Source organism: Streptomyces sp. NPDC058864 (assembly GCF_042742985.1).
Classification (GTDB): Bacteria; Actinomycetota; Actinomycetes; order Streptomycetales; family Streptomycetaceae; genus Actinacidiphila.
This window is the reverse complement of record NZ_JBHYMQ010000012.1, coordinates 45,453-69,481: the sequence shown is the minus strand read 5'-3', so window position 1 is coordinate 69,481 and position 24,029 is coordinate 45,453. Positions and strand designations below refer to the sequence as shown.

Annotated in this window: 24 protein-coding genes and 2 pseudogenes; 3 read left to right on the top strand and 23 right to left on the bottom strand. The window is 72.1% G+C overall.

What is annotated here, in order from left to right:
- Positions 1–9 precede the first annotated feature (9 nt).
- The 11 genes from nuoK to ACFW3D_RS12145 all read right to left on the bottom strand — a co-directional run bounded on the left by nuoK (position 10) and on the right by ACFW3D_RS12145 (position 10,897).
- Positions 10–309 (bottom strand): NADH-quinone oxidoreductase subunit NuoK, encoded by a 300-nt coding sequence (gene nuoK, locus ACFW3D_RS12195; protein WP_500503999.1) that lies wholly within the window; start codon positions 307–309, stop codon positions 10–12.
- Positions 306–1,112, bottom strand: a complete 807-nt coding sequence (locus tag ACFW3D_RS12190; protein ID WP_500503998.1) for an NADH-quinone oxidoreductase subunit J — start codon at positions 1,110–1,112, stop codon at positions 306–308. Before ACFW3D_RS12190 ends, nuoK begins: the two co-directional genes overlap by 4 nt.
- Positions 1,109–1,765 (bottom strand): NADH-quinone oxidoreductase subunit NuoI, encoded by a 657-nt coding sequence (nuoI, locus tag ACFW3D_RS12185; protein WP_500503997.1) that lies wholly within the window; start codon positions 1,763–1,765, stop codon positions 1,109–1,111. The genes ACFW3D_RS12190 and nuoI overlap by 4 nt, the downstream gene beginning before the upstream one ends.
- The gene (nuoH, locus tag ACFW3D_RS12180; protein WP_500503996.1) at positions 1,758–3,095 is read right to left on the bottom strand and encodes an NADH-quinone oxidoreductase subunit NuoH; all 1,338 of its coding nucleotides are present in this window, start codon (positions 3,093–3,095) and stop codon (positions 1,758–1,760) included. Before nuoH ends, nuoI begins: the two co-directional genes overlap by 8 nt.
- Positions 3,092–5,593, bottom strand: a complete 2,502-nt coding sequence (locus ACFW3D_RS12175; protein ID WP_500503995.1) for an NADH-quinone oxidoreductase subunit G — start codon at positions 5,591–5,593, stop codon at positions 3,092–3,094. The genes nuoH and ACFW3D_RS12175 overlap by 4 nt, the downstream gene beginning before the upstream one ends.
- Positions 5,590–6,921 (bottom strand): NADH-quinone oxidoreductase subunit NuoF, encoded by a 1,332-nt coding sequence (nuoF, locus tag ACFW3D_RS12170; protein ID WP_500504089.1) that lies wholly within the window; start codon positions 6,919–6,921, stop codon positions 5,590–5,592. The genes ACFW3D_RS12175 and nuoF overlap by 4 nt, the downstream gene beginning before the upstream one ends.
- Positions 6,922–6,923: 2 nt before the next feature.
- Positions 6,924–7,751, bottom strand: a complete 828-nt coding sequence (gene nuoE, locus ACFW3D_RS12165) for an NADH-quinone oxidoreductase subunit NuoE (protein ID WP_500504087.1) — start codon at positions 7,749–7,751, stop codon at positions 6,924–6,926.
- A gap of 26 nt (positions 7,752–7,777) precedes the next feature.
- Positions 7,778–9,112 carry an NADH-quinone oxidoreductase subunit D gene (locus ACFW3D_RS12160; protein ID WP_500503994.1) on the bottom strand — a complete coding sequence of 445 codons (1,335 nt, stop codon included), beginning with the start codon at positions 9,110–9,112 and terminating at the stop codon, positions 7,778–7,780.
- On the bottom strand, positions 9,109–9,846 hold the full coding sequence (locus ACFW3D_RS12155; RefSeq protein WP_500503993.1) for an NADH-quinone oxidoreductase subunit C: 738 nt from the start codon (positions 9,844–9,846) through the stop codon (positions 9,109–9,111). Before ACFW3D_RS12155 ends, ACFW3D_RS12160 begins: the two co-directional genes overlap by 4 nt.
- Positions 9,847–9,967: 121 nt before the next feature.
- Entirely contained in the window at positions 9,968–10,522 is a 555-nt protein-coding gene (locus tag ACFW3D_RS12150) for a NuoB/complex I 20 kDa subunit family protein (protein WP_018558792.1), read from the bottom strand.
- Positions 10,523–10,537: 15 nt separating this feature from the next.
- Positions 10,538–10,897, bottom strand: coding sequence for an NADH-quinone oxidoreductase subunit A (locus ACFW3D_RS12145; protein ID WP_018558791.1), 360 nt, complete (start codon positions 10,895–10,897; stop codon positions 10,538–10,540).
- Positions 10,898–11,452: 555 nt separating this feature from the next.
- On the opposite strand from ACFW3D_RS12145, the gene ACFW3D_RS12140 reads away from it, so the two are divergent.
- Entirely contained in the window at positions 11,453–12,241 is a 789-nt protein-coding gene (locus ACFW3D_RS12140) for a C40 family peptidase (RefSeq protein ID WP_500503992.1), read from the top strand.
- A 262-nt stretch (positions 12,242–12,503) separates the two neighbouring features.
- Here the strand turns inward: ACFW3D_RS12140 and ACFW3D_RS12135 are convergent, their stop codons facing one another.
- From ACFW3D_RS12135 to ACFW3D_RS12090, 10 genes and pseudogenes are all read right to left on the bottom strand, one after another.
- On the bottom strand, positions 12,504–12,902 hold the full coding sequence (locus ACFW3D_RS12135; RefSeq protein ID WP_500503991.1) for a hypothetical protein: 399 nt from the start codon (positions 12,900–12,902) through the stop codon (positions 12,504–12,506).
- Between the two features lie 301 nt (positions 12,903–13,203).
- Complete coding sequence (locus ACFW3D_RS12130) at positions 13,204–13,563, bottom strand: DUF4180 domain-containing protein (RefSeq protein ID WP_500503990.1); 360 nt, start codon at positions 13,561–13,563, stop codon at positions 13,204–13,206.
- Positions 13,556–14,023: a helix-turn-helix domain-containing protein gene (locus ACFW3D_RS12125; RefSeq protein ID WP_500503989.1), complete on the bottom strand. Its 468-nt coding sequence runs from the start codon at positions 14,021–14,023 to the stop codon at positions 13,556–13,558. The genes ACFW3D_RS12130 and ACFW3D_RS12125 overlap by 8 nt, the downstream gene beginning before the upstream one ends.
- A 148-nt stretch (positions 14,024–14,171) precedes the next feature.
- Positions 14,172–15,503: pseudogene (locus ACFW3D_RS12120) on the bottom strand (geranylgeranyl reductase family protein); the annotation flags it as partial.
- A 79-nt stretch (positions 15,504–15,582) separates the two neighbouring features.
- Positions 15,583–16,272, bottom strand: coding sequence for a demethylmenaquinone methyltransferase (locus ACFW3D_RS12115; RefSeq protein ID WP_500503988.1), 690 nt, complete (start codon positions 16,270–16,272; stop codon positions 15,583–15,585).
- 252 nt (positions 16,273–16,524) lie between these two features.
- Positions 16,525–16,929: an imidazolonepropionase-like domain-containing protein gene (locus tag ACFW3D_RS12110; RefSeq protein ID WP_500503987.1), complete on the bottom strand. Its 405-nt coding sequence runs from the start codon at positions 16,927–16,929 to the stop codon at positions 16,525–16,527.
- A 9-nt stretch (positions 16,930–16,938) separates the two neighbouring features.
- On the bottom strand, positions 16,939–18,138 hold the full coding sequence (gene mqnC, locus ACFW3D_RS12105; protein ID WP_500503986.1) for a cyclic dehypoxanthinyl futalosine synthase: 1,200 nt from the start codon (positions 18,136–18,138) through the stop codon (positions 16,939–16,941).
- Between the two features lie 51 nt (positions 18,139–18,189).
- Complete coding sequence (locus tag ACFW3D_RS12100; RefSeq protein WP_500503985.1) at positions 18,190–19,908, bottom strand: protein kinase domain-containing protein; 1,719 nt, start codon at positions 19,906–19,908, stop codon at positions 18,190–18,192.
- Positions 19,909–20,042: 134 nt separating this feature from the next.
- Positions 20,043–20,393: pseudogene (locus ACFW3D_RS12095) on the bottom strand (dihydropyrimidinase); the annotation flags it as partial.
- A gap of 33 nt (positions 20,394–20,426) precedes the next feature.
- Complete coding sequence (locus ACFW3D_RS12090; protein ID WP_500503984.1) at positions 20,427–21,263, bottom strand: menaquinone biosynthetic enzyme MqnA/MqnD family protein; 837 nt, start codon at positions 21,261–21,263, stop codon at positions 20,427–20,429.
- Positions 21,264–21,605: 342 nt separating this feature from the next.
- Between ACFW3D_RS12090 and ACFW3D_RS12085 the strand changes: the two genes are divergently transcribed.
- Positions 21,606–21,809: a cold-shock protein gene (locus tag ACFW3D_RS12085; RefSeq protein ID WP_004943697.1), complete on the top strand. Its 204-nt coding sequence runs from the start codon at positions 21,606–21,608 to the stop codon at positions 21,807–21,809.
- An 87-nt stretch (positions 21,810–21,896) separates the two neighbouring features.
- Here ACFW3D_RS12085 and ACFW3D_RS12080 read toward each other — a convergent pair whose 3' ends face one another.
- A complete protein-coding gene (locus ACFW3D_RS12080) occupies positions 21,897–22,145 on the bottom strand; it encodes a hypothetical protein (protein ID WP_500503983.1) in 249 nt (82 codons plus the stop codon).
- Between the two features lie 602 nt (positions 22,146–22,747).
- Here ACFW3D_RS12080 and ACFW3D_RS12075 point away from each other — a divergent pair.
- Positions 22,748–23,608 carry a MaoC family dehydratase gene (locus tag ACFW3D_RS12075; protein ID WP_500503982.1) on the top strand — a complete coding sequence of 287 codons (861 nt, stop codon included), beginning with the start codon at positions 22,748–22,750 and terminating at the stop codon, positions 23,606–23,608.
- A gap of 62 nt (positions 23,609–23,670) precedes the next feature.
- On the opposite strand, the gene ACFW3D_RS12070 is transcribed toward ACFW3D_RS12075, so the two are convergent.
- Positions 23,671–23,970, bottom strand: coding sequence for a DUF4229 domain-containing protein (locus tag ACFW3D_RS12070; protein ID WP_500504086.1), 300 nt, complete (start codon positions 23,968–23,970; stop codon positions 23,671–23,673).
- Positions 23,971–24,029: the final 59 nt, after the last annotated feature.

The window sequence follows — 24,029 nt, the reverse complement described above, 5'->3', positions numbered from 1 at the left end:
CGCTACCCCTTAGAGCTTCATCAGGCTGGCGTCGTCGACCGAGGCCGAGTGGCGGGAGCGGAAGATCGTCACGATGATCGCCAGGCCCACGACGACCTCCGCGGCGGCGACGACCATCGTGAAGAAGGCGATGATCTGGCCGTCGAGGTTGCCGTGCATGCGGGAGAAGGTGACGAACGCCAGGTTGGCGGCGTTCAGCATCAGCTCGATGCACATGAAGACGATGATCGCGTTGCGCCGGATCAGCACCCCGGCCGCGCCGATGGTGAACAGCAGCGCCGACAGGTACAGGTAGTTGACCGGATTCACTTCGACGCCTCCTCGGAGCGCTGTTCCAGCTCGGCGACCTTGGCGACCGACTCCGCGGACACGTCCCGGTACTGGCCGCGGCCGCGCAGCGTCGGGCTGACGCTGAGCTCCGAGGCCGTGCCGTCCGGCAGCAGGCCGGGGACGTCGACCGCGTTGTTGCGGGCGTAGACGCCGGGCGCGGGGAGCGGGGTGATGTGCTTGCCCTCGCGCACGCGCCGCTCGGCCAGTTCGCGCTGGGTGGCGCGGGCCTGGGTGCGCTCGCGGTGGGTGAGGACCATCGCGCCGATGGCGGCGGTGATGAGCAGCGCGCCGGTGATCTCGAAGGCCCACACGTACTTGGTGAAGATCAGCGAGGCGAGTCCCTCGACGTTTCCGCCGGCGTTGGCCTGGCCGAGCCCCTGGAAGTTCTTGATCGAGGCGTTGGCGATGCCGGCGATCAGCAGCACGCCGAAGCCGATGCCGGCCCCGGCGGCGAGCCAGCGCTGCCCCTTCAGCGTCTCCTTGAGCGAGTCGGCCGCGGTGATGCCGACCAGCATGACGACGAAGAGGAAGAGCATCATGATCGCGCCGGTGTAGACGACGATCTGGACGACGCCGAGGAAGTACGCGCCCTGGGCCAGGTAGAAGACCGCCAGGACGATCATCGTCCCGGCGAGTGACAGTGCGCTGTGCACGGCCTTCTTCATCAGCACGGTCGCGAGTGCGCCGAGCACCGCGACGGTGCCGAGCACCCAGAACTGGACGGCCTCCCCGGTCGAGGTGGTGTACGCGGCCAGCGACGTCAGCGTGGTCACGTCGTTCATGCCTCGCCTCCCGTCCCGGCCGGAGCGGTGCCGCCCGTCGCGGGGACCTCCACGCCCACCGCGCCGGCGCCGTCCTGCTCGCCGCGCACCGTCTCGTCCGGCTTCTCGCCCTTGGACACGGCGACCTGGGGCTCGGTGCCCGGGGCCGCGTGCGTCACCGCGCCGCGGTAGTAGTCGCCCTCGTCCATGCCGGGGAAGATCGCGTGCGGGGTGTCGACCATGCCCTCCTCCAGGCCGGCGAGCAGCTGCTCCTTGGTGAAGATCAGCGACTCGCGGCTGCTGTCGGCGAGCTCGTACTCGTTGGTCATCGTCAGGGCGCGCGTCGGACAGGCCTCGATGCACAGCCCGCACAGGATGCAGCGGGCGTAGTTGATCTGGTAGACGCGGCCGTAGCGCTCGCCCGGCGAGTAGCGCTCCTCGTCGGTGTTGTCGGCGCCCTCGACGTAGATCGCGTCCGCCGGGCAGGCCCAGGCGCACAGCTCGCAGCCCACGCACTTCTCCAGCCCGTCCGGGTGACGGTTGAGCTGGTGGCGGCCGTGGAACCGCGGCGCGGTCGGCTTCTTCTCCTCGGGGTACTGCTCGGTCAGCCGCTTCTTGAACATGGCCTTGAAGGTCACGCCGAAGCCGGCTACCGGGCCCAGGAACTCAGGCATCGTCGGCCTCCTTGCCTACGAGTTGGCGCTCCGCACGGGACGGCCGCCGCGGGACGGGCGGCAGCTCCTGGCCGGGCAGCGGCGGTACGGGGAATCCGCCCGCCATGGGGTCGAACGGCTCCTGGGGCCCGGCCTGTTCGGCCGCCTCCCGGGCCTTGTCGCCGCGGTCGCGGAAGACGTCGAAGACCAGCGAGACCAGGAGCAGCAGGACCACGCCGCCGCCGACGTAGAGCACGATCGACTGGAAGTCGTAGTTCTCGTTGCGCAGCGCGCGGACGGTGGCGACCAGCATCAGCCACACCATCGAGACCGGGATCAGGACCTTCCAGCCCAGCTTCATCAGCTGGTCGTAGCGGACGCGGGGCAGCGTGCCGCGCAGCCAGATGAAGAAGAAGAGCAGCAGCTGCACCTTGATCACGAACCAGAGCAGCGGCCACCAGCCGTGGTTGGCGCCCTCCCAGAAGGTGCTGATGGGCCACGGGGCCCGCCAGCCGCCCAGGAAGAGGGTGGTGGCCACGGCCGAGACGGTCACCATGTTCACGTACTCGGCGAGCATGAAGAGCGCGAACTTGATCGAGGAGTACTCGGTGTTGAAGCCGCCGACCAGGTCGCCCTCGGACTCCGGCATGTCGAAGGGGGCGCGGTTGGTCTCGCCAACCATGGTGCCGATGTAGATGATGAAGGACACCGGCAGCAGCAGCACGTACCAGCGGTCCTCCTGCTGGGCGACGATCTGCGAGGTCGACATCGAGCCGGAGTAGAGGAAGACCGACGCGAAGGCGACGCCCATCGCGATCTCGTAGGAGATCATCTGCGCGCAGGAGCGCAGTCCGCCGAGCAGCGGGTACGTCGAGCCGGACGACCAGCCGGCGAGCACGATGCCGTAGATGCCGACGGAGGCGGTGGCCAGGATGTAGAGGACGCCGATCGGCAGGTCGGTGAGCTGCATCGGCGTGCGGTGGCCGAAGATGGAGATCTCGTTGCCCGCCGGGCCGAAGGGGATCACCGCGATCGCCATGAAGGCCGGGATGGCCGCCACGATGGGGGCCAGCACGTAGACGACCTTGTCGGCCTTCTTGACGATGAGGTCTTCCTTGAGCATCAGCTTGATGCCGTCGGCGAGCGACTGGAGCATGCCCCAGGGGCCGTGCCGGTTGGGGCCGATGCGCAGCTGCATCCACGCGACGACCTTGCGCTCCCACACGATGGAGAAGAGCACGGTCACCATCAGGAACGCGAAGCAGAAGACCGCCTTGATGGCGATCAGCCACCACGGGTCCCGCCCGAACAGGGACAGGTCCTCGGCGGCGAGGGTCGTCAGTCCCGTCACGGGGTCACCTCCGGTGCGGCAGCGGCGTCCACGGCGGCCGGGGCGATCCGGACGACCTGGCCCGGCAGGGCACCGGTGTCCGAGGCGACTCCCCCGCCGGCCGAGTTGAGGGGCACCCACACGACCCGGTCGGCCATCGCCGTCACCTGCAGCGGCAGCCGGACCGAGCCCAGCGGGCCGGACACCTCCAGCGGCTCGCCGTCGGCGACGCCGATCTCCTTCGCGGTGGTCGCCGACAGGCGGGCGACCGCCGGGTGGCGGGTGCCGGCGAGGGCGTCGTCGCCCTGTTGCAGCAGGCCCTGGTCGAGCAGCAGCCGGTGACCCGCGAGGACGGCCTCGCCGCTGCCGGGCTTCGGCAGCGGCTGGCCGGTCTCCTGCGGGACTTCCGCGCGCGGGCCCTCGTACGGGGCGAGCCGGGACAGTTCGGCGCGGGCCGAGCGGACATCGGCGAGACCGAGGGCCACGTCCATCGCGTCGGCCAGCATGGTCAGCACCCGGGCGTCCGGGTACTGGTGGCGCTGGACCTGCTGGGCCGGCTTGATCGCGGCCTCGAAGAGCCGTGCGCGGCCTTCCCAGTTGAGGAAGGTGCCGGCCTTCTCGGCGACCGCGGCGACCGGCAGGACGACGTCCGCCCGCTCGGTGACCTCGCCGGGGCGCTGTTCCAGGCTGACCACGAAGCCCGCCGCGTCCAGGGCCGCACGGGCCCGGGCCGGGTCGGGCAGGTCGGCCGGCTCGACGCCGCCGACGACCAGCGCGCCGAGCTCGCCGCTCGCGGCCGCCTCCAGGATCTCTGCGGTGTCGCGGCCGTGGCGGGACGGGAGCGTGGCCACGCCCCAGACCTCGGCGACCTCGTCGCGGGCCCGCGGGTCGGTGACCGGGCGGCCGCCGGGCAGCAGCCCGGGCAGGGCGCCCGCCTCGACGGCACCGCGCTCGCCCGCGCGGCGCGGGATCCACGCCAGCTTGGCGCCGGTCGCCTGCGCGAACCGGACGACCGCGGTCAGCGCGCCGGGTACGGCCGCCAGCCGCTCGCCGACCAGGACGACCGAGCCCTCGGCGCGCAGCGCCTCGTGGGCGGTGAGGCCGTTGCCGTCCAGGCCCACCCCGCCGGCGAGCGCGTCCAGCCACTCGGTCTCCGTGCCGGGCGCGGCCGGCAGCAGCGTGCCGCCCGCCTTCTCCAGCCCGCGGGTGGCGAACGGGGCCAGCGCGAAGGTGCGCTGCTTGTGCCCCCGCCAGGCCTTGCGCAGCCGCAGGAAGACGCCGGGCGCCTCCTCCTCGGCCTCCAGTCCCGCCAGCAGGACGGCGGGGGCCTTCTCCAGCAGGGTGTAGGTGACCCCGTCGCCGGACAGGTCCCGGCCGCGGCCCGCCACGACGGCCGCCAGGAAGCCGGCCTCCTCCGCGGAGTGGACGCGGGCCCGGAAGTCGACGTCGTTGGTGTCGAGGGCGACGCGGGCGAACTTGGCGTAGGCGTAGGCGTCCTCGACGGTGAGCCGGCCGCCGGTCAGCACGCCGGTGCGGCCGCGGGCCGCCGCGAGCCCGCGGGCCGCGGCCTCCAGCGCCTCGGGCCAGCTCGCGGTCTCCAGCTCACCGGTGCCGGCGTTGCGGACCAGCGGGGTGGTGAGCCGCTCGGGGCGCTGCGCGTAGCGGAAGCCGAAGCGGCCCTTGTCGCAGATCCACTCCTCGTTGACCTCGGGGTCGTCCTGTGCGAGCCGGCGCATGACCTTGCCGCGCCGGTGGTCGGTGCGGGTGGCGCAGCCGCCCGCGCAGTGCTCGCACACGCTCGGCGAGGAGACCAGGTCGAAGGGCCGGGACCGGAAGCGGTAGGCCGCCGAGGTCAGGGCGCCGACCGGGCAGATCTGGATGGTGTTGCCGGAGAAGTACGACTGGAAGGGGTCGCCCTCGCCGGTGCCGACCTGCTGCAGCGCGCCGCGCTCCAGCAGCTCGATCATCGGGTCGCCGGCGATCTGGTTCGAGAAGCGGGTGCAGCGGGCGCACAGCACGCAGCGCTCGCGGTCCAGCAGCACCTGGGTGGAGATCGGGACCGGCTTCTCGTAGGTCCGCTTGCGCCCCTCGAAGCGGGTGTCGGCCTGGCCGGCGGACATCGCCTGGTTCTGCAGCGGGCACTCGCCGCCCTTGTCGCAGACCGGGCAGTCCAGCGGGTGGTTGATGAGCAGCAGCTCCATCACCCCGCGCTGGGCCTTGTCCGCGACCTCGGAGGTGAGCTGGGTCCTCACCACCATCCCGTCGGTGCAGGTGATGGTGCAGGACGCCATCGGCTTGCGCTGGCCCTCGACCTCGACGATGCACTGGCGGCAGGCGCCCGCGGGGTCGAGGAGGGGGTGGTCGCAGAAGCGCGGGATCTCGATGCCGATCAGTTCGGCGGCACGGATCACCAGGGTGCCCTTGGGCACGGAGATCTCGACGCCGTCGATGCTGACGGACACCAGGCCCTCGGGCGGCACCGCCGCCTCACCGGAGGCGGCGTTGGTCGTGACGGTCACGCGTTCACCTCCAGGTGAGACTTGTCGGCCCAGACCGTGGACTTGGACGGGTCGAAGGGGCAGCCGCGGCCCTCCAGGTGCTCCACGTACTCGTCGCGGAAGTACTGGAGGGAGGAGAAGATCGGGCTGGCCGCTCCGTCGCCGAGGGCGCAGAAGGACTTGCCGTTGATGTTGTCGGCGATGTCGGCGAGCTTGTCGAGGTCCGCCAGGGTCCCCTTGCCCGCCTCGATGTCGCGCAGCAACTGGACGAGCCAGTAGGTGCCCTCGCGGCACGGGGTGCACTTGCCGCAGGACTCGTGGGCGTAGAACTCGGTCCAGCGGGTGACGGCCCGCACCACGCAGGTCGTCTCGTCGAAGCACTGCAGCGCCTTGGTGCCGAGCATGGAGCCCGCGGCGCCGACGCCCTCGTAGTCCAGCGGGACGTCGAGGTGCTCGTCGGTGAACATCGGCGTCGAGGAACCGCCCGGGGTCCAGAACTTCAGCTTGTGGCCGGGCCGCATGCCGCCGCTGAGGTTCAGCAGCTGGCGCAGCGTGACGCCCAGCGGGGCCTCGTACTGGCCGGGGTTGGCGACGTGGCCGCTGAGCGAGTAGAGCGTGAAGCCCGGGGACTTCTCGCTGCCCATCGAGCGGAACCAGTCCTTGCCCTTGAGCAGGATCGACGGCACCGAGGCGATGGACTCGACGTTGTTGACCACCGTCGGGCAGGCGTACAGGCCCTCGACCGCCGGGAAGGGCGGACGCAGCCTGGGCTGGCCGCGGCGTCCCTCCAGGGAGTCGAGCAGCGCGGTCTCCTCACCGCAGATGTAGGCGCCCGCGCCGGCGTGGACGGTCAGCTCCAGGTCGAAGCCGCTGCCCAGGATGTTCTTGCCGAGGAAGCCGGCCTTGTACGCCTCGTCCACGGCGTGGTGCAGCCGCCGCAGCACGGGGACGACCTCGCCGCGCAGGTAGATGAAGGCATGGTTGGAACGGATCGCGTGGCAGGCGATCACCATGCCCTCGATGAGCGAGTGCGGGTTGGCGAAGAGCAGCGGGATGTCCTTGCAGGTGCCGGGCTCCGACTCGTCCGCGTTGACGACGAGGTAGTGCGGCTTGCCGTCGCCCTGCGGGATGAACTGCCACTTCATCCCGGTGGGGAAGCCCGCGCCGCCGCGGCCGCGCAGGCCGGAGTCCTTGACGAGGGCGATCACGTCGTCCGGGGGCAGGGCGAGCGCCTTGCGCAGGCCCTCGTAGCCCTCGTGGCGGCGGTACGTGTCGAGGGTCCAGGACTGGGGATCGTCCCAGAAGGCCGAGAGAACGGGTGACAGCACCTTCTCCGCCGAGTCGACCATGGTCACCGGTCCTCCTCGCCTTCGGTCGGACGCTCCTGCGTGACCGGACCCGCCGGGTGCTCCGGGTCGGAGACCGCGGAGTCCAGCGGGGCGTCGTGGGAGCTGGGGTGGGCCGGGGGCGTCTCGTCCTGCGGCGGCGCGGAGGTCTGCCGGGGCACGCCGGCCCCGGTGCCCGGCAGCGACTCGCCGCGGGCGAGCCGCAGGCCGGCCAGCGAGGCGGGGCCGGCGCCGCCGGTCGCGTCGACGGCGCCGGGGCGCTCGTCGGGGAACCCGGCGAGGATGCGGGACGTCTCCTTGTACGAGCAGAGAGGAGCACCGCGGGTGGGTTCGACGGTGCGGCCGGCACGGAGGTCGTCGACGAGCCGCTTGGCCGACGCGGGGTCCTGGTTGTCGAAGAACTCCCAGTTGACCATCACCACGGGGGCGAAGTCGCAGGCCGCGTTGCACTCGATGTGCTCCAGCGTGACCTTGCCGTCCTCGGTGGTCCCGCCGTTCTCGACGCCGAGGTGCTGCTTCAGCTCCTCGAAGATCGCGTCGCCGCCCATGACCGCGCACAGGGTGTTGGTGCAGACCCCGACCTGGTACTCGCCGGAGGGCCCCCGCCGGTACATCGAGTAGAAGGTGGAGACCGCGGTCACCTCGGCCGTGGTCAGCCCCAGTGTCTCGGCGCAGAAGCGCACCCCGGTGCGGGAGACGTAGCCCTCCTCCGCCTGCACCAGGTGCAGCAGCGGCAGCAGGGCGCTGCGGCTGCCGGGGTAGCGCGCGACGATCTTCGCCGCGTCCTCGTCCAGCCGTTGCCGTACGTCGGCCGGGTAGTCCGGCGCGGGCATCGCGGGGATGCCGAGTGATACCTCTGTCACCGGTCGACGCCTCCCATCACGGGGTCGATGGACGCCACCGCGACGATGACGTCGGCGACCTGGCCGCCCTCGCACATCGCGGCCATGGTCTGCAGGTTGGTGAAGGACGGGTCGCGGAAGTGGACGCGGAAGGGGCGGGTGCCCCCGTCGCTGACCACGTGGACGCCGAGTTCGCCCTTGGACGACTCGACCGCGACGTACGCCTGGCCGGCCGGGACCCGGAAGCCCTCGGTCACCAGCTTGAAGTGGTGGATCAGGGCCTCCATCGAGGTGCCCATGATCTTCTTGATGTGGTCGAGCGAGTTGCCGAGCCCGTCCGGGCCGAGCGCGAGCTGCGCGGGCCAGGCGATCTTCTTGTCGGCGACCATGACCGGGCCGGGCTGCAGCCGGTCCAGGCACTGCTCGACGATGTCCAGCGACTGCCGCATCTCCTCCAGGCGGAGCAGGAACCGCCCGTAGGAGTCGCAGGTGTCGACGGTCGGCACCTCGAACTCGTAGTTCTCGTAGCCGCAGTACGGCTGCGACTTGCGCAGGTCGTGCGGCAGGCCGGTGGAGCGCAGGATCGGACCGGTGGCGCCGAGCGCCATGCAGCCGGCCAGGTCCAGGTAACCCACGTCCTGCATGCGGGCCTTGAAGATCGGGTTGCCGGTGGCGAGCTTGTCGTACTCGGGGAGGTTCTTGCGGAACTTCTTCACGACCTCGCGGACCTGGTCCACGGCGCCGGGCGGCAGGTCCTGGGCGAGGCCGCCGGGGCGGATGTACGCGTGGTTCATCCGCAGGCCGGTGATCAGCTCGAAGACGTCCAGGATCAGCTCGCGGTCGCGGAACCCGTAGATCATGATCGTGGTGGCGCCGAGCTCCATGCCGCCGGTGGCGATGGCCACCAGGTGCGAGGAGATGCGGTTCAGCTCCATCAGCATCACGCGGATCACCGAGGCGCGGTCCGGGATCGCGTCGGTGATGCCGAGCAGCTTCTCCACCGCCAGGCAGTACGCCGTCTCGTTGAAGAACGGCGTCAGGTAGTCCATGCGCGTCACGAACGTGGACCCCTGGGTCCAGGTCCGGAACTCCATGTTCTTCTCGATGCCGGTGTGGAGGTAGCCGATGCCGCAGCGGGCCTCGGTGACCGTCTCGCCGTCGATCTCGAGGATCAGCCGGAGCACGCCGTGGGTGGAGGGGTGCTGCGGGCCCATGTTGACGACGATGCGTTCGTCGTCGGCCTTGCCGACGGTCTCGGCCAGTTCGTCCCAGTCGCCGCCGGTGACCGTGAAGACCCGGCCCTCGGTGGTCTCCCGCTCCGCGGCCTGCTGGGGTGCGTGGTGAGTGCTCACGAGTACGACCTCCGCTGGTCCGGAGCAGGGATCTGGGCGCCCTTGTACTCGACGGGGATGCCGCCGAGGGGGTAGTCCTTGCGCTGCGGGTGGCCCTGCCAGTCGTCCGGCATCATGATCCGGATCAGGGCGGGGTGCCCGTCGAAGACGATCCCGAAGAAGTCGTAGGCCTCGCGCTCGTGCCAGTCGTTGGTCGGGTAGACCTCGACGAGCGACGGGATGTGCCGGTCCGCGTCGGAGACGCTCACCTCCAGCCGGATCAGCCGGTTGTGGGTGATCGAGCGCAGGTGGTAGACGGCGTGCAGCTCGCGGCCCTTGTCCTCCGGGAAGTGGACGCCGCTCACGCCCGTGCAGAGCTCGAAGCGCAGCGCGGGATCGTCCCGCAGGGTCCTGGCGACCAGGGGCAGGTGCTCGCGCGCGACGTGGAAGGTGATCTCGTCGCGGTCCACGACGACCTTCTCGATCGCGTTGTCCGCGACGAGGCCCTGCTCCTCGAGGGCACCCTCGAGTTCGTCGGCGACGTCGTCGAACCAGCCGCCGTACGGACGGCTCGCCGCCCCGGGCAGCCGCACGGTGCGCACCAGACCGCCGTACCCGGAGGTGTCGCCGCCGTTGCGGGCGCCGAACATTCCGCGCTGGACGCGGATCGCCTCCCCGTGGTCGCCGCGCTGGCCGGGCAGCCCGGCCGCGTTGACGTCCCTGTCCGGGTTCGGGGTGTCCGGGGAATCCGTCATCGCGTGCCCCTTTCGTTCTCCCCCAGCGCTGTCGCCTGGGTGGTGCCCCCATCTCCGCCCGCTCGGCGCAGAGGTGCGGGCCTCGTCGTTGCCTGCGGCCCGGCGGCCTCGCGTGCGTCGCTCACCGAAGCAGCCCCTTCATCTCAATGGTCGGCAGCGCCTTCAGCGCCGCTTCCTCCGCCTCGCGCGCGGCCTCTTCGCGGTTCACGCCGAGCTTGCTGTGCTGGATCTTCTGGTGCAGCTTGAGGATGGCGTCCATCAGCATTTCGGGGCGGGGCGGACATCCAGGGAGATAAATGTCAACAGGCACCACATGGTCAACACCCTGCACAATTGCGTAGTTGTTGAACATCCCGCCGCTCGATGCGCAGACCCCCATCGAGATCACCCACTTGGGATTCGGCATCTGGTCGTAGACCTGGCGCAGGACGGGGGCCATCTTCTGGCTCACCCGGCCGGCCACGATCATCAGGTCCGCCTGGCGGGGCGACCCGCGGAAGACCTCCATGCCGAAGCGGGCCAGGTCGTACCGCCCGGCCCCGGTCGTCATCATCTCGATGGCGCAGCACGCGAGGCCGAACGTGGCCGGGAAGACCGAGGCCTTCCGGACCCAGCCGGCGGCCGCCTCGACGGAGGTGAGCAGGAACCCGCTCGGCAGCTTCTCTTCAATACCCATGGCTATTCTCCGCCCCTAGTCCCATTCCAGACCGCCGCGACGCCAGACGTAGGCGTAGGCGACGAAGACGGTGAGCACGAAGAGGAGCATCTCGACGAGCCCGAAGACCCCGAGGGCGTCGAAGGTGACGGCCCAGGGGTAGAGGAAGACGATCTCGATGTCGAAGACGATGAAGAGCATCGCCGTCAGGTAGTACTTGATCGGGAAACGGCCGCCCCCGGCTGGATGCGGAGTCGGCTCGATGCCGCACTCATACGCCTCCAACTTGGCCCGGTTGTACCGTTTCGGGCCGATGATGGAGGCCATGACCACGGAGAAGATCGCGAAGCCGGCCCCGAGGCCGCCCAGCACGAGGATGGGCGCGTAGGCGTTCACGTCCCCGCTCCTTCCAGTCGACGATGACTGATGACGGACCGTGCCCGGACGTGCGCCCCACGCCACCTGGATCCGCTCCATGTGAGGCAGTTCACAAGCCCAGACTGCCCGCATCCTATGCCTCCTGGTCTGTGATCTGCGACACGGGGTTCACTCTGGTCTTTGTGATCTCCGCCACCAGTCGAACGATCATGAACAGGGATGAGCGGTGATCTTCTCACTCAGGAATCTCAAACGATCACCAGAAGTCACATTTACTTGCGTTTCCGCTGGTAAACGGGGGTGCCGCACTATCAGGCGCCGCCGATCCGAAGCAAATTGGAGCCGGATCGGGGGACGTGATAGCGCCTCGCAACCCGAGCGGGTGAGCCGCGAAACCCCGCGCTGACGGCGGCCCGGGGCACGTGAACGCGCGCACGAGGATTTGGACTTGGATGTCCCTATCGTCCCGAATAAGGAAGATCAAAAAGGGGACAATAGCACTGCCCGCGAGCCAACTGTGGCGCATCACACTTTTGTTGAACGGAACCGACCTGGCCTGATACCCAAGTCCTCATGTCCCTTCAGACCTCGCATATAAGCCGCCGGCGACGCGCCTCGCAGAGCCCCAACTGGGTGCGCCGCGCAGGAGTCGCCGGCGGCGTCATCGGAACGCTCGCCCTGACCGGAATGTCCGCCCCGGCGAACGCCGAGCCTTCGGCCGCCGACCCGGCGACCACGGGGAGCATCCCCGTCATCCCCGCCCTCTCCACCACCGCCACCGCCGCGGAGGCCGCTGACGCCATCGACGAGACCGTCGTCGAGCAGCAGCTGGACGCCGCCCGCGCGCAGGCGCGCACCGAGGCCATGAAGGCCGCACAGAAGAAGAAGGCCGCCGCCGACGCGCGGTCGCGCGCCGAGGCCAAGGCCGCGAAGGCGCGCGAGACCGCGACCGCGTCCCGCTCCGCCGGACGCACCGCGCTGGCCGCCTCCTCCTCCACTTCCGCGACGGGCAGCGTCGCCTCCGTCATCGGCTTCCTGAAGGCCCAGGTCGGCAAGCCGTACGTCTACGGCGCCACGGGCCCCAGCGCGTACGACTGCTCCGGTCTCACCCAGGCCGCCTTCCGCACCATCGGCGTCGAGCTGCCGCGCACCTCGCAGGCGCAGTCGACCTTCGGCACCCCGGTGTCCGTGAGCGCGGTCCAGCCGGGCGACCTCGTCTTCTGGGGCGGAGTGGGCTCCGCCTACCATGTGGCCGTCTACATCGGCGGCGGGCAGTACCTGGACGCGGCGAACCCGAGCAAGGGCGTCGTCATCCAGCAGATGTCCAACTACATGCCGACGTCCGCCGTCCGCGTGCTCTGATCACGGGCCCCGTCCCCCACGGAGGCCGCCGGCCCGCACCGGGCCGGCGGCCTCCTGCGTTCCGCCCCCGTGCGGTCCTCCGCCGCCGCGAGGGCGGGCCGCCGCACCGCGCACCGCGGCGGGCGGCCGGAGACGTGGGTCCGGCCCCGCCGCAAGGAGAGGTACCGCAGACGGGACCGGACGACCGGGGAGCCCCGCGTGGGGGCTCACGGGCCGGAGCCCGGCTCCGCCGTGACGGGGGACCGGGCTCCGGGTGCCGGGGTCAGCGACGGTGGCAGTCGCGGCCCCCGCCGTGCCAGACCCTGACCCACTGGCCCGGGGTGCGGACCCACTTGACGCGACCGTGGCTGGAGACGCGCACCAGGCGTCCGGGACGGTACTCCAGTTTCCAGGAGCCCAGACCGGCCGAGCACTGCCTCTGCCGGTCGCCCCGCCGGTCGTCGTCACGGCGGTCGTCGCCGCGACGGTCGTCACCGCGCCGGTCGCCGTCCCGCCGGTCGTCACCGCGGCGGTCGTCGTCACGCCGGTCGTCACCGCGCCCGTCGCTCGCACGGTGGTCCGTCGGGGCCGCGGAGGCCGGGCCGGCTGCGAGCACGCCCCCTCCGGCGAGCAGGACCGATGCGGCCGCGGCGGCCAGGACCTGGGTTATGCGCGTGCTCATGTCTGCACCCTTCTGTTGATCACGGATCCCCGAGCAGTGATCAAAAGTATGAGCACAGCGCCTCAAATCCCGCATTTCGGGCGCGAGCTGACTCCGGGGCAGGCGCATCTGACATCGATGTCAACGACATCGATGTCAAAGGACGGGCGCCCCGCCCGGTCAACGCTCCTCCCCCCGGCTTCGCACGAACCGGCCGCCGGGGCGGCGGAGTTCACCGTCCGGCCCGGTACGACGCGGCAACGGACGGGACAACCGGGGCCGCCCCGGGCGGAGTTGCCCCCGGGGCGGGCTTGGCGCACGGTCAGCCCAGGCGGGCGTCGAGCGCTTCGAGGTCGTCGAGGAACCAGGTGCGGTCGCCGCGGTTGCACTCGCGGACCAGGTCCCGGAAGGCCGTGCCGGCCGCCGTGTACGCCGAGACGTCGCCCACGACGACGAGCCGGATGCGGTAGTTGACGAACTTCTGCATGATCTCCCCCGCCAGACCGGTCCGCAGGGCGAAGAACCGCTCGTCCAGCCGGGCGACGGGGACGGCCACCACGTCCGCCCGGTGGTAGGCCGATCCGATCACGTCGAGCGCGTCCTGGACGCCGGAGATCATCGCGCCGTCCTCGCCGCAGACGAGGACGGGCACGCCCTGCCGTTCGGTCACCACGTCAGCCACGGTCCGCCTCCCGGTCCTCGGTGTGCTCCTCCGGGAACATGTCGTTCCCCCCTCCCAGGACGTCGTCGATGGTGTGCAGGACGTCCGCCGTCGCCGCGGCGCCGCCGAGCACCACGACCTTCAGCCGCGAGCGCTCGTCGTCGTACGCCGTCCGGACCCGGGCCAACTCGTGGGGGTCCCGCGCCATCTGGGCGCCGGCCACGAGCAGGGTGCCCAGGCGGTCGGCGGCGGCCGGTCCGATGCCGTCCACCTCGACGATGGCCGAGACCTCCACCCGGCGCCGGGCGGCGGGGGCCGCCGGCGCACCGGTGAGGGCGTCCAGGTCGGCCCGGGCGACGCGGTACTGCTTGCCGATGCGCACGGCCTTCAGCCGGCCGTCGCGGATGTAGCCGCGGACGGTGCGCACGTGCAGGCCGAGCCGGTCCGCGACCTGCTCGACGGACATCCAATCCCTCTCCATGATTACGCATCCTACCCTTTGAAGGGAAGGATAAGGATGTTTAGGTAACCCGTTGCGTCATCCCGGGTGCCCCCTCGTGGCACGGCGGCACGAAAAAGCCGCGCCGGCCCGTGCAGCACGGGCCGGCGCGGCGAGCGGTACCGGGGCGTCAGGAACGCGGCGCCACCTTCGACAGACCGTTGATCACGCGGTCCATCGCGTCACCGCCCGACGGGTCGGTGAGGTTCGCCAGCAGCTTCAGCGTGAAGCGCATCAGCATCGGGTGCGTGAGGCCGCGCTGGGTCGCCAGCTTCATGACCTTCGGGTTGCCGATGAGCTTCACGAAGGCCCGGCCCAGCGTGTAGTAGCCGCCGTAGGTGTCCTTCAGGATCCGCGGGTACGACTGGAGCGCCAGCTCCCGCTGGGCCGCGGTGCCGCGCGCGTGCGCCTGGACGATGACGTCGGCCGCGATCTGGCCGGACTCCATCGCGTAGGCGATGCCCTCGCCGTTGAACGGGTTGACGAGGCCGCCCGCGTCGCCCACCAGCAGCAGGCCCTTGGTGTAGTGCGGCTGGCGGTTGAAGGCCATCGGGAGCGCCGCGCCGCGGATCGGCCCGGTCATGTTCTCCTCGGTGTAGCCCCAGTCCTCGGGCATCGAGGCGCACCAGGCCTTCAGCACCTCGCGCCAGTCCAGCTCCTTGAAGGAGGCGGAGGTGTTGAGCACGCCGAGGCCCACGTTGGAGGTGCCGTCGCCCATGCCGAAGATCCAGCCGTAGCCGGGCAGCAGCCGGGGGTTGCCCGGGACGCGCCGGTCCCACAGCTCCAGCCAGGACTCCAGGTAGTCGTCGTCGTGCCGCGGGGAGGTGAAGTACGTGCGCACGGCCACGCCCATCGGGCGGTCCTCACGGCGGTGCAGGCCCATCTGGAGGGAGAGCCGGGTGGAGTTGCCGTCCGCGGCGACCACCAGCGGGGCGTGGAAGGTGACCGGGGTCTTCTCCTCGCCCAGCTTGGCCTCGACGCCGGTGATGCGGCCGGTGCGCTCGTCGCGGATCGGGGCGCCCACGTTGCAGCGCTCGTACAGCCGGGCTCCGGCCTTCTGCGCCTGGCGGGCGAGGAGCTCGTCGAAGTCCTCGCGCTTGCGCACGAGCCCGTAGTCCGGGAACGAGGCCAGGTCCGGCCAGTCCAGCTGCAGCCGGACGCCGCCGCCGATGATGCGCAGGCCCTTGTTGCGCAGCCAGCCGGCCTCCTCGGAGATGTCGATGCCCATCGCGACCAGCTGCTTGGTCGCCCGCGGCGTCAGGCCGTCGCCGCACACCTTCTCGCGCGGGAAGGCGGTCTTCTCCAGCAGCAGGACGTCGAGTCCCGCCTTCGCCAGGTAGTAGGCCGTCGTCGAACCGGCGGGCCCGGCACCGACGACGATCACATCGGCGCTGCGTTCCGAAGCGGCGGTCTCGGTCACAGTGCGGCACTCCTCGCTGCTGTGGGCTGTTGCGGGCCTGGTTCCGGCCGTCCGGTGGCGGCCGGACCGGGCCCGAGCAGTCTATGTGGCCCCTTCCGCGCGGGGGCCGGGCGCCCCGCCTTCAGCGCACCGCGCGGTGCAGCGCGACGATGCCGCCCGACAGGTTGCGCCAGGCGACGCTCGACCAGCCGGCCTTCTGCAGGCGTCCGGCGAGGGCGGGTTGGTCGGGCCAGGCGCGGATGGACTCGGCCAGGTAGACGTACGCGTCGGGGTTGCTGCTGACCGCCCGGGCGACCGGCGGGAGCGCCCGCATCAGGTACTCGGTGTAGACCGTGCGGAACGGCGCCCAGGTGGGGTGGCTGAACTCGCAGATGACGACCCGGCCCCCGGGCCGGGTGACCCGCAGCATCTCGCGCAGCGCGGCGTCGGTGTCGTGCACGTTGCGCAGCGCGAAGGAGATCGTGACGGCGTCGAAGACCCCGTCGGCGAACGGCAGCCGTGTCGCGTCGCCCGCGGTGAGCGGGAGGAAGGGGTGCCGGCGCTTGCCCTCGCGCAGCATGCCCAGGGAGAAGTCGCACGGCACGACCCGGGCGCCCGCCTCGGCGAAGGGCAGCGAGGAGGTCCCCGTGCCGGCGCCGAGGTCCAGCACGCGCTCGCCGGGACGGACGGCGAGGGCCTGTGCGACGACCTTGCGCCAGCGGCGGTCCTGGCCGAGCGACAGCACGTCGTTGGTCAGGTCGTAGTTGGCCGCGACGTCGTCGAACATCGCGGCGACTTCGTGCGGCTGCTTGTCCAGGGAGGCTCGGGTCACGCCCCCCATTGTTCACCCGGCGGCCGCGCGGCCCGCGCAGGGGCCCCGGCTGCGTCCGTTGAGCGGCGGGCGGCGGGTGGCAGGCGCGGGCCGGAGTGGTCCGGCGGGTCCCGCCCGTGGCGGCCCGGGCCACGGCGGCGAGCGCCGCGCGGAGCGCGGGCAGCCGTGCGGCACGGGGCGCGGAGGACGCACCTCGCCCGGCCCCGGGCGATGGTCGGGTCGGGGGGCGATGCGCGGCCCGCGCGGCGTCCGTCAGGCCCTGCGGTGCAGGAGCCGGCCGGCGACGACGGTGGCGAGGCAGGCGCCCCGCTCGTCGAAGACGGCGAAGTCCGCGCGGGCACCCGGCTCCAGGGGCGGGGCCTGGCGCGCCGGCAGCAGCCCGCTGCGGTCCAGGGCGGAGCGCAGCGCGGGGTCGGCGGGGGCGGTGGCGACGGCGGTGACCCCGCGCAGCAGCAGGGCGTGCACGCGTTCGCGCGGGGTGGGGGCCGGCGGGAGCTCGCCCTCGTAGGTCAGGCCCGGACGCAGCGCGCCGGGCCAGGTCCGGACACGGGCGCCCGGGTGGGCCGCCCGCACCGCGTCGAGGGGGCCGACGGCGGCGAGGAGGCCGCCGTCGACCACCAGGGCCGTGCCGTCGGTCCCGGAATGGATCGTCAGCATCGGCGCGGGTCAGGAGGTGCTGAGCAGCTTCAGCTCCGGGTGGGCCGTACCGCCCTCGATGGCGGTCGACGACAGGTGGGAGACGACGTGGTCGTCGACCGGGTCGTTCGCCGGGTCGTCGTGGACGACGAGGTGCTCGTACGTGGTGGCACGCTGGGCCGGGACCCGGCCGGCGGCGCGGATCAGGTGGATCAGCTCCATGCGGTTGGAGCGGTGCTTGGCGCCGGCCGAGGAGACCACGTTCTCCTCCAGCATCACCGAGCCGAGGTCGTCGGCGCCGTAGTGCAGCGACAGCTGGCCGACCTCCTTGCCGGTGGTCAGCCAGGAGCCCTGGATGTGGGCGACGTTGTCCAGGAAGATCCGGGCGATCGCGATCATCCGCAGGTACTCGAAGAGCGTGGCCTGGGTGCGGCCCTTCAGGTGGTTGTTCTCGGGCTGGTAGGTGTACGGGATGAAGGCGCGGAAGCCGCCGGTGCGGTCCTGCACGTCACGGATCATGCTCAGGTGCTCGATGCGCTCGGCGTTCGTCTCGCCGGTGCCCATGAGCATCGTGGAGGTCGACTCCACGCCGAGCCCGTGCGCGGTCTCCATGATCTCCAGCCAGCGTTCGCCGCTCTCCTTGAGGGGGGCGATCGCCTTGCGCGGCCGGGCCGGCAGCAGTTCGGCTCCGGCGCCCGCGAAGGAGTCCAGGCCCGCGGCGTGGATGCGCGTGATGGCCTCCTCCACCGGCACCTTGGAGATGCGGGCCATGTGCTCGACCTCGGAGGCGCCGAGGGAGTGGATGACCAGCTGCGGGAAGGCCTGCTTGATGGCGCTGAAGTGCTTCTCGTAGTACTCGACGCCGTAGTCGGGGTGGTGGCCGCCCTGGAACATGATCTGGGTGCCGCCGAGTTCGACGGTCTCCGCGCAGCGGCGCAGGATGTCGTCGAGGTCCCGGGTCCAGCCCTTGGCGGTGTCCTTGGGCGCGGCGTAGAAGGCGCAGAACTTGCACGCCGTCACGCAGACGTTGGTGTAGTTGATGTTGCGCTCGATGATGTACGTCGCGATGTGCTCGGTACCCGCGTAGCGGCGGCGGCGCACGGCGTCGGCGGCCGCGCCGAGGGCGTGCAGAGGCGCGGAACGGTAGAGGTCGAGCGCCTCCTCGGGGGTGATGCGACCGCCGTCGGCGGCGCGGTCGAGGACGGACTGGAGGTCGGCGTTCTCGCTCACCGGGCATCCTTCCGAGGGGTGTGACGGACCCGCTCAGCCTACGCCAGCCGGTCAGCCGCCCTGCTTCCTGAGGTCCCCTTCCGGCTGACCGGCCAGGGAGTCGCCCGACCGGTAGTGCAGGGAGCCGTCCGCGTTGAGGGTGAACCTCTCGTCGGCCGAACCGTCGGAGCAGATCCCCGGATGCGGGTTGGTGCCGCCGCTGGTGTCGAGCACGACGCTCTTCCCGGTGGCCTCGGCGAGCTTCCAGTCGCCGCTGCAGTCGTAGGACTGGCCGAGGAGGTCCAGCACGCTCTTGTCGCGGCCGACGACCGCGCCGACCTTGCCCTCGCGGAGGGTGATCTCCATCGTCCCCGGCACCCCGTTGGCGGTGACGGTGTCGCCCTTCCAGGTGCCGACGAAGGCCTTGGGGAGTGCGTCCAGGCGCGGTCCCGACGCGGGCGGCGAGGACGGCGGCGACGACGACGTGGCCGAGGACGAGGACCCGGTCGAGGAGGCCGTCGTGGTCCCGGAGCCCGCGCTCCGCGAAGGGGTGCGCTCGCCGCCCTTGGCCTGGTTCGAGCCGTCGAGGAGACCAGGCAGCACGAGCGCCAGGGTCACGGCGGCCGCGGCCAGCACGATCCCCGTGACGGCCAGCGCGGCGGCGCGGCCGCGACGGCCGGCCGGGGCGGGGACGGGAGGTGGCGTGGCGGCGAACGGCGGCGCGTCCTGGGGCTCGGTCAGCGAGGGCGGCGGGCCGAACGAGCCGTACGACCCGTACGAGGGGTGCGAACCGTACGAAGGGTGCGAACCGTAGGAGCCGTGGCTCCCGTTGGGACCCCCGGCGGTCCCGTCGGGGGTGCCGGCGGCCGGGCCCGCGGGCCCCGGGTGCGGGGTGGGTTCGAGGTCGAGCAGTTCGACGGCCTGCCGCCCCAGGCGCTCCGTGAGCGGGGCCGGCAGCCAGCCGGCCCGCACCAGCGAGGCGGCTTCCGCGCCGGGTGCCAGCAGTTCGGCGAGCTCCCGGGGCGTCGGGCGCACCGCCGGGTCCTTGGCCAGGCAGGACTCCGCGATCCGACGCAACTCGTCCGGTACGCCGTCGAGTTCGGGCTCCTCGTGGGCGACCTTGTAGAGCAGGACGGCCGCGCTGTCCCCGGTGAAGGGGCCGCGGCCGGTCGCGGCGAAGGCCAGCACCGCGCCGAGGGCGAAGATGTCGGCGGCGGGTCCGGTGGGTCTGCCGGTGACCTGCTCGGGCGCCATGTAGCCGGGCGAGCCGACGACCACGCCCTTGCTGGTCAGGGCGGCCGTGGCGTCCATGGCACGGGCGATGCCGAAGTCGATCAGCACCGGTCCGTCGAGCGAGAGCAGCACGTTGGACGGTTTGATGTCGCGGTGCACCAGCCCGCGTCCGTGCACGGCCTCCAGTGCCTCGGCCAGTCCGGCGCCCAGCGCCCGTACGCCGTGCGGGGACAGCGGCCCGAAGGTGGCGACGGCCTCGGACAGGGCGGGACCGGCGACGTAGCGGGTGGCCACCCACGGCACCGGCGAGTCGGTGTCGGCGTCCAGCACCGGCGCGCTCCACGTGCCGCCGACCCGGCGCGCCGCGTCGACCTCGCGCTGGAACCGGGTGCGGAACTCCAGGTCGTCCGCGAGTTCCGAGCGCACCACCTTCACGGCCACCGTCCGGCCGCCGGGGCTGCGCCCCAGGTAGACCCGGCCCATCCCGCCGGCGCCCAGCCGGCCGAGCAGACGGTACGGGCCTATCGACGGGGGGTCGTTCGCTTGCAGGGGCTGCATCTGCGCGCCTCTCGCCGGTGCGGAAGGTCAGTGGAGTTGTACCCGTGGCCGCCGTGGTCACCCCAGCCGTCGCGGCCGGCGCCGGAGCGGGTCCGGCGGCGGCACCGGAGCCGGGGCCGCCGCCGATCGTAGTGGGCCGCGCGGACGGGCCGGATCGCGCGGTGGGCCGCCTCGGCCTCCGGAGGCTCCCGCCGTACCCCGCCGTGGTGGCGGGGGTCGGTCCGACCGGCTGCCGGCGCCTGCTCGACCGGCATGTCGATGGCGATGCCGTTCTCCGCGTGCATCATGACCAGTCCGCCGTTCGCGGCGCCGCGCTGCATGGCCCGCAGGATCTTGCCTTCGTCGCCGTAGAACACACCGGGGTGGGCCATGAACGGCGTGAAGGAGGTGACTCCTTCGCCGACGAGGAGGTCCGTCTCCTCGGGGCTGTTCTCGTTGGCGTCCGACACGGTCATGTGGAACGCGTGGTCGACGGCGCGGCGGCCGGGCCGGCGGCGGGGTGCCGCCGGCCCGTGGGGTCAGCCCCCGGCGCCCAGCAGTTCGACGCGCGCCTGCTCCGGGAAGCCCACCCGGCGGGCGAACTCGGCGATGCCGGTGAGCTGCTCGGGGCCGAGCGAGAAGTCCAGGGTGGTGAAGTAGCGCTGGAGGGTGCGGGCGTCGAAGGACTCCCAGCGGGCGGCCTGCTCGGCGACCTTCTCCACCTCCTCCATGCTCAGGTCGCGGGAGGAGAGGAAGGCCCGGTGCACCTCGTGCACCACGGCGGGACGGGCCTCCAGGTAGTCGCGGCGGGCGGCCCAGACGGCGAAGACGAACGGCAGCCCGGTCCACTCCTTCCACATCAGCCCGAGGTCGTGGACCTCCAGGCCGAGCCGCGGCGCGTCGTGCAGCGAGGCGCGCAGCGCCGCGTCCCCGATCAGGACGGCGGCCTGGGCCTCCTGCATCATCAGCGACAGGTCGGGCGGGCAGGTGTAGTACTCGGGCTCGACCCCGTACTGCTCGGCGAGCAGCAACTGGGCCAGCCGGACCGAGGTGCGGCTGGTGGAACCGAGGGCGACCCGGGCGCCGTCCAGCGCACCCAGCGGGACCTGGCTCACGATCACGCAGGACATCACCGGGCCGTCGCAGCCGACGGCGATGTCCGGGAGCGCGATCAGCTCCTCGGCGTGCCGGAGGTACTCCATGAGGGTGATCGGGCCGACGTCCAGGTCCCCGGAGACGAGCTGGGCGCTGAGCTTCTCGGGCGTGTCCTTGGTCAGCTCGAGGTCGAGCAGGGCACCCGTTCGGGCGAGTCCCCAGTAAAGGGGCACGCAGTTCAGGAACTGGATGTGCCCGACGCGGGGCCGGGTCCGGCGCACACCACTGGCGGATGGAAGAGGCGCAGATTTGTCCACATCAGGAGGCTAGACCCCCGTCCCCCGGAACTTCCGGCGGGTCCCGGCCTCCCACGCCGGACCGTCGCCGGCGGGTGCGCGGCGGGCCCCGCGTCCGGACGTCGTGAGGGACGCGTTAATTCCGATCTTGTCGCTCTTCCCCGCCGCAGAGGCTCCGTGCTACTGTCGTCGCAAGTTGCAGTTTGGTTTCCCTTGCAGTACAGAGCCTGCGGAGCATGTGACCGCGGGCTTTTGTAGTTTTCAGACTTCTTGCAGTGAGCAGGGCAGGTTCTGGAGCAGGGCAACCCTTTGGCCCAAGGAGGGCTTATGGCTACCGGAACCGTCAAGTGGTTCAACGCCGAGAAGGGCTTCGGCTTCATCGCCCAGGACGGCGGCGGCCCCGATGTCTTCGTCCACTACTCCGCGATCAACGCCTCCGGCTTCCGTTCGCTGGAGGAGAACCAGGCGGTGACCTTCGACGTCACCCAGGGTCCGAAGGGCCCGCAGGCGGAGAACGTCACCCCCGCCTGATCGCGGACTGACGTGCAGTAACCGACGAGCAGTACCCAAGGAGCCCCGCACGGTCGTGCGGGGCTCCTGCCTTTTGCGGCGCCGCACTCAGGAGGCGGCGTAAAGCAATTCGATCTCGTGTACGAAGTCGGCGGCGACGACCGCGCGGCGGAGTTTCACGGACGGGGTGAGATGGCCCGAATGCTCCGTGAATTCGACCGGTAGCACGGTGAACCGGTGTATGGACTCGGCACGGGAAACGGTGGAATTCGCGTCGTCCACGGCCGGCTGGAGGTCGGCCGGCAGTTCCGGGTCGGAGACAAGACCACCCGGGCGGGCCTCCGCCTTGCGGCGCATCCGCTTCCAGTGCTCCAGGTCCTCGGGGTCGAGGGTGAGCAGGGCCGGCCGGCGGTACCGGAGGTGTGGATCAGGGTGGCGACGGTGCCGGGGCCCATGCGGGCGCGGCGGGCCAGGACCGCTTCGTCGGGCACCCCGCGGCCGGCGGCCATCAGCTGGCCGACGGCACCGGCGTCGAGTTGCCACAGGTGCGCCGGCTGCGGCAGCTCTCCCCGGCGGGAGGTGACCGACCTGGCCTGCTCGACCGTCTCCACGGCACAGGCGACGGTGCCGGAGTCGGCGAGGATCCAGGCGGCCTGGGAGGCGGAGGAGGTGGGGTGGACGGGGACGTCTCCGGAGCCGTTCCGGCTGCTGCACCGTGTCACGGGCAGGGCGCACGGGTGGCCGGCGGCCACGCCGCCTGCGCCTCCGGGGCGCAGGCCCTCGACACCGCCCGGACGCGGGTCCTCGCCGGCCCCGAAGGGCGCCCGGCACGCCCGCGGGCAGACCCCGGTCCCGCCGGCGGCGGGGGCTGCGGGCAGAGTCTGCTGTGCGCCTGAGCCGGCGCCGCCCGTCGGCCCGTCCGTCCGGCCGTCCGCCCACCGACCCCGCGGGAACCCACGATGCCCCTGCTGCTCACCCTCGCCCGAGGCGTGCTGACCGGTGCCGGCAAGCGCCCGGCCGCCGACGCGCCGCTGCCCGCCGACCGGTTGACCGCGCCGGCCGTCCGGGTGGACCCCCGGCGGCTCGCCGCGTACGCCGAGGTGTGCGGCTTCCCGCCCGCGGAACGGCTGCCGCTGACGTACCCGCACGTCCTCGGTTTCCCGCTCGCCGCCCGGCTGATGGCCCGGCGGAGCTTCCCGCTGCCGCTGCTCGGCCTCGTCCACACCTGGATCGAGATCGTCCAACTGCGCCCGCTGCGGCCCGGCGACCGCCCCGACATCACCGTCCACGCCGAGGAGTTGCGCCCCCACCGGCGCGGCGTGGAGGTCGTGGTCGTCACGGAGGCGTCCGCCGGCGGGGAGGTCGTCTGGCGGGACCGCAGCGGCTACCTCGCGCGGACCCGTACCGGCGGGGGGACGGGAGGCGGCGCCGCCGCGGCCGCCGGGGCGGCGGAACCGCCCGCCGTGGCGGAGTGGCGGCTCCCGGCCGGCCTCGGACGCCGGCACGCGGCCGTGTCGGGCGACTGGAACCCGATCCACGTCCACCCGCTGACCGCGCGGCCGCTCGGCTTCCCGCGCGCCATCGCCCACGGGATGTGGACCGTCGCCCGCTGCGCCGCGGAGGCCGTCCCCGCGGACGCCGAAACGGTCACCCTGCGGGCCGAGTTCAGGGCCCCCGTCCTGCTGCCCTCCACCGTCACCTACGCGGCCTCGGGCGGGGACGCCTCCGAGCCGGGCGGTGTAAGGCACTTCGCCGTCCGCTCCGGGGACCGGATCCACCTCACCGGAACGGTCGGCCCCCCGGCCGTGTCGCCGAAGTAGGTCCCCCGGCTCCCCGGCTCCGCCGGGAGGTGCCCCCGGACGGCCCCGGCCCCCCGGGTGAGTCAGCCGCTCTGCGCCGCCGCGCGCGAGGCGTCGTCCGCCTCGTCCTCCTGGGCGGCGCTGGCGGCGAGGTTCGCCTTGGTGCGCTCCACGCGCGTGGCGACCTGCACGGAGGCCTCCTCGCGCACCCCGCGCAGCACGACGAAGCTGAGCGGCGCGCTGATCACCAGCGCGAGCAGCATCACCCAGAGCAGGTTGGAGTCGCCGAGGCCGGCGGGCAGCGCACGGACGTAGACCAGGCCCCAGATCGCCAGGAAGCAGGCCGCGAACAGGCCCAGACGCATCAGGGAGTAGCGCAGCATGGGGCTCGGCTTCCAGCTCACGGTCGTTGCCACTTCCTTCGGTTGCCTCGTTCCGGCCT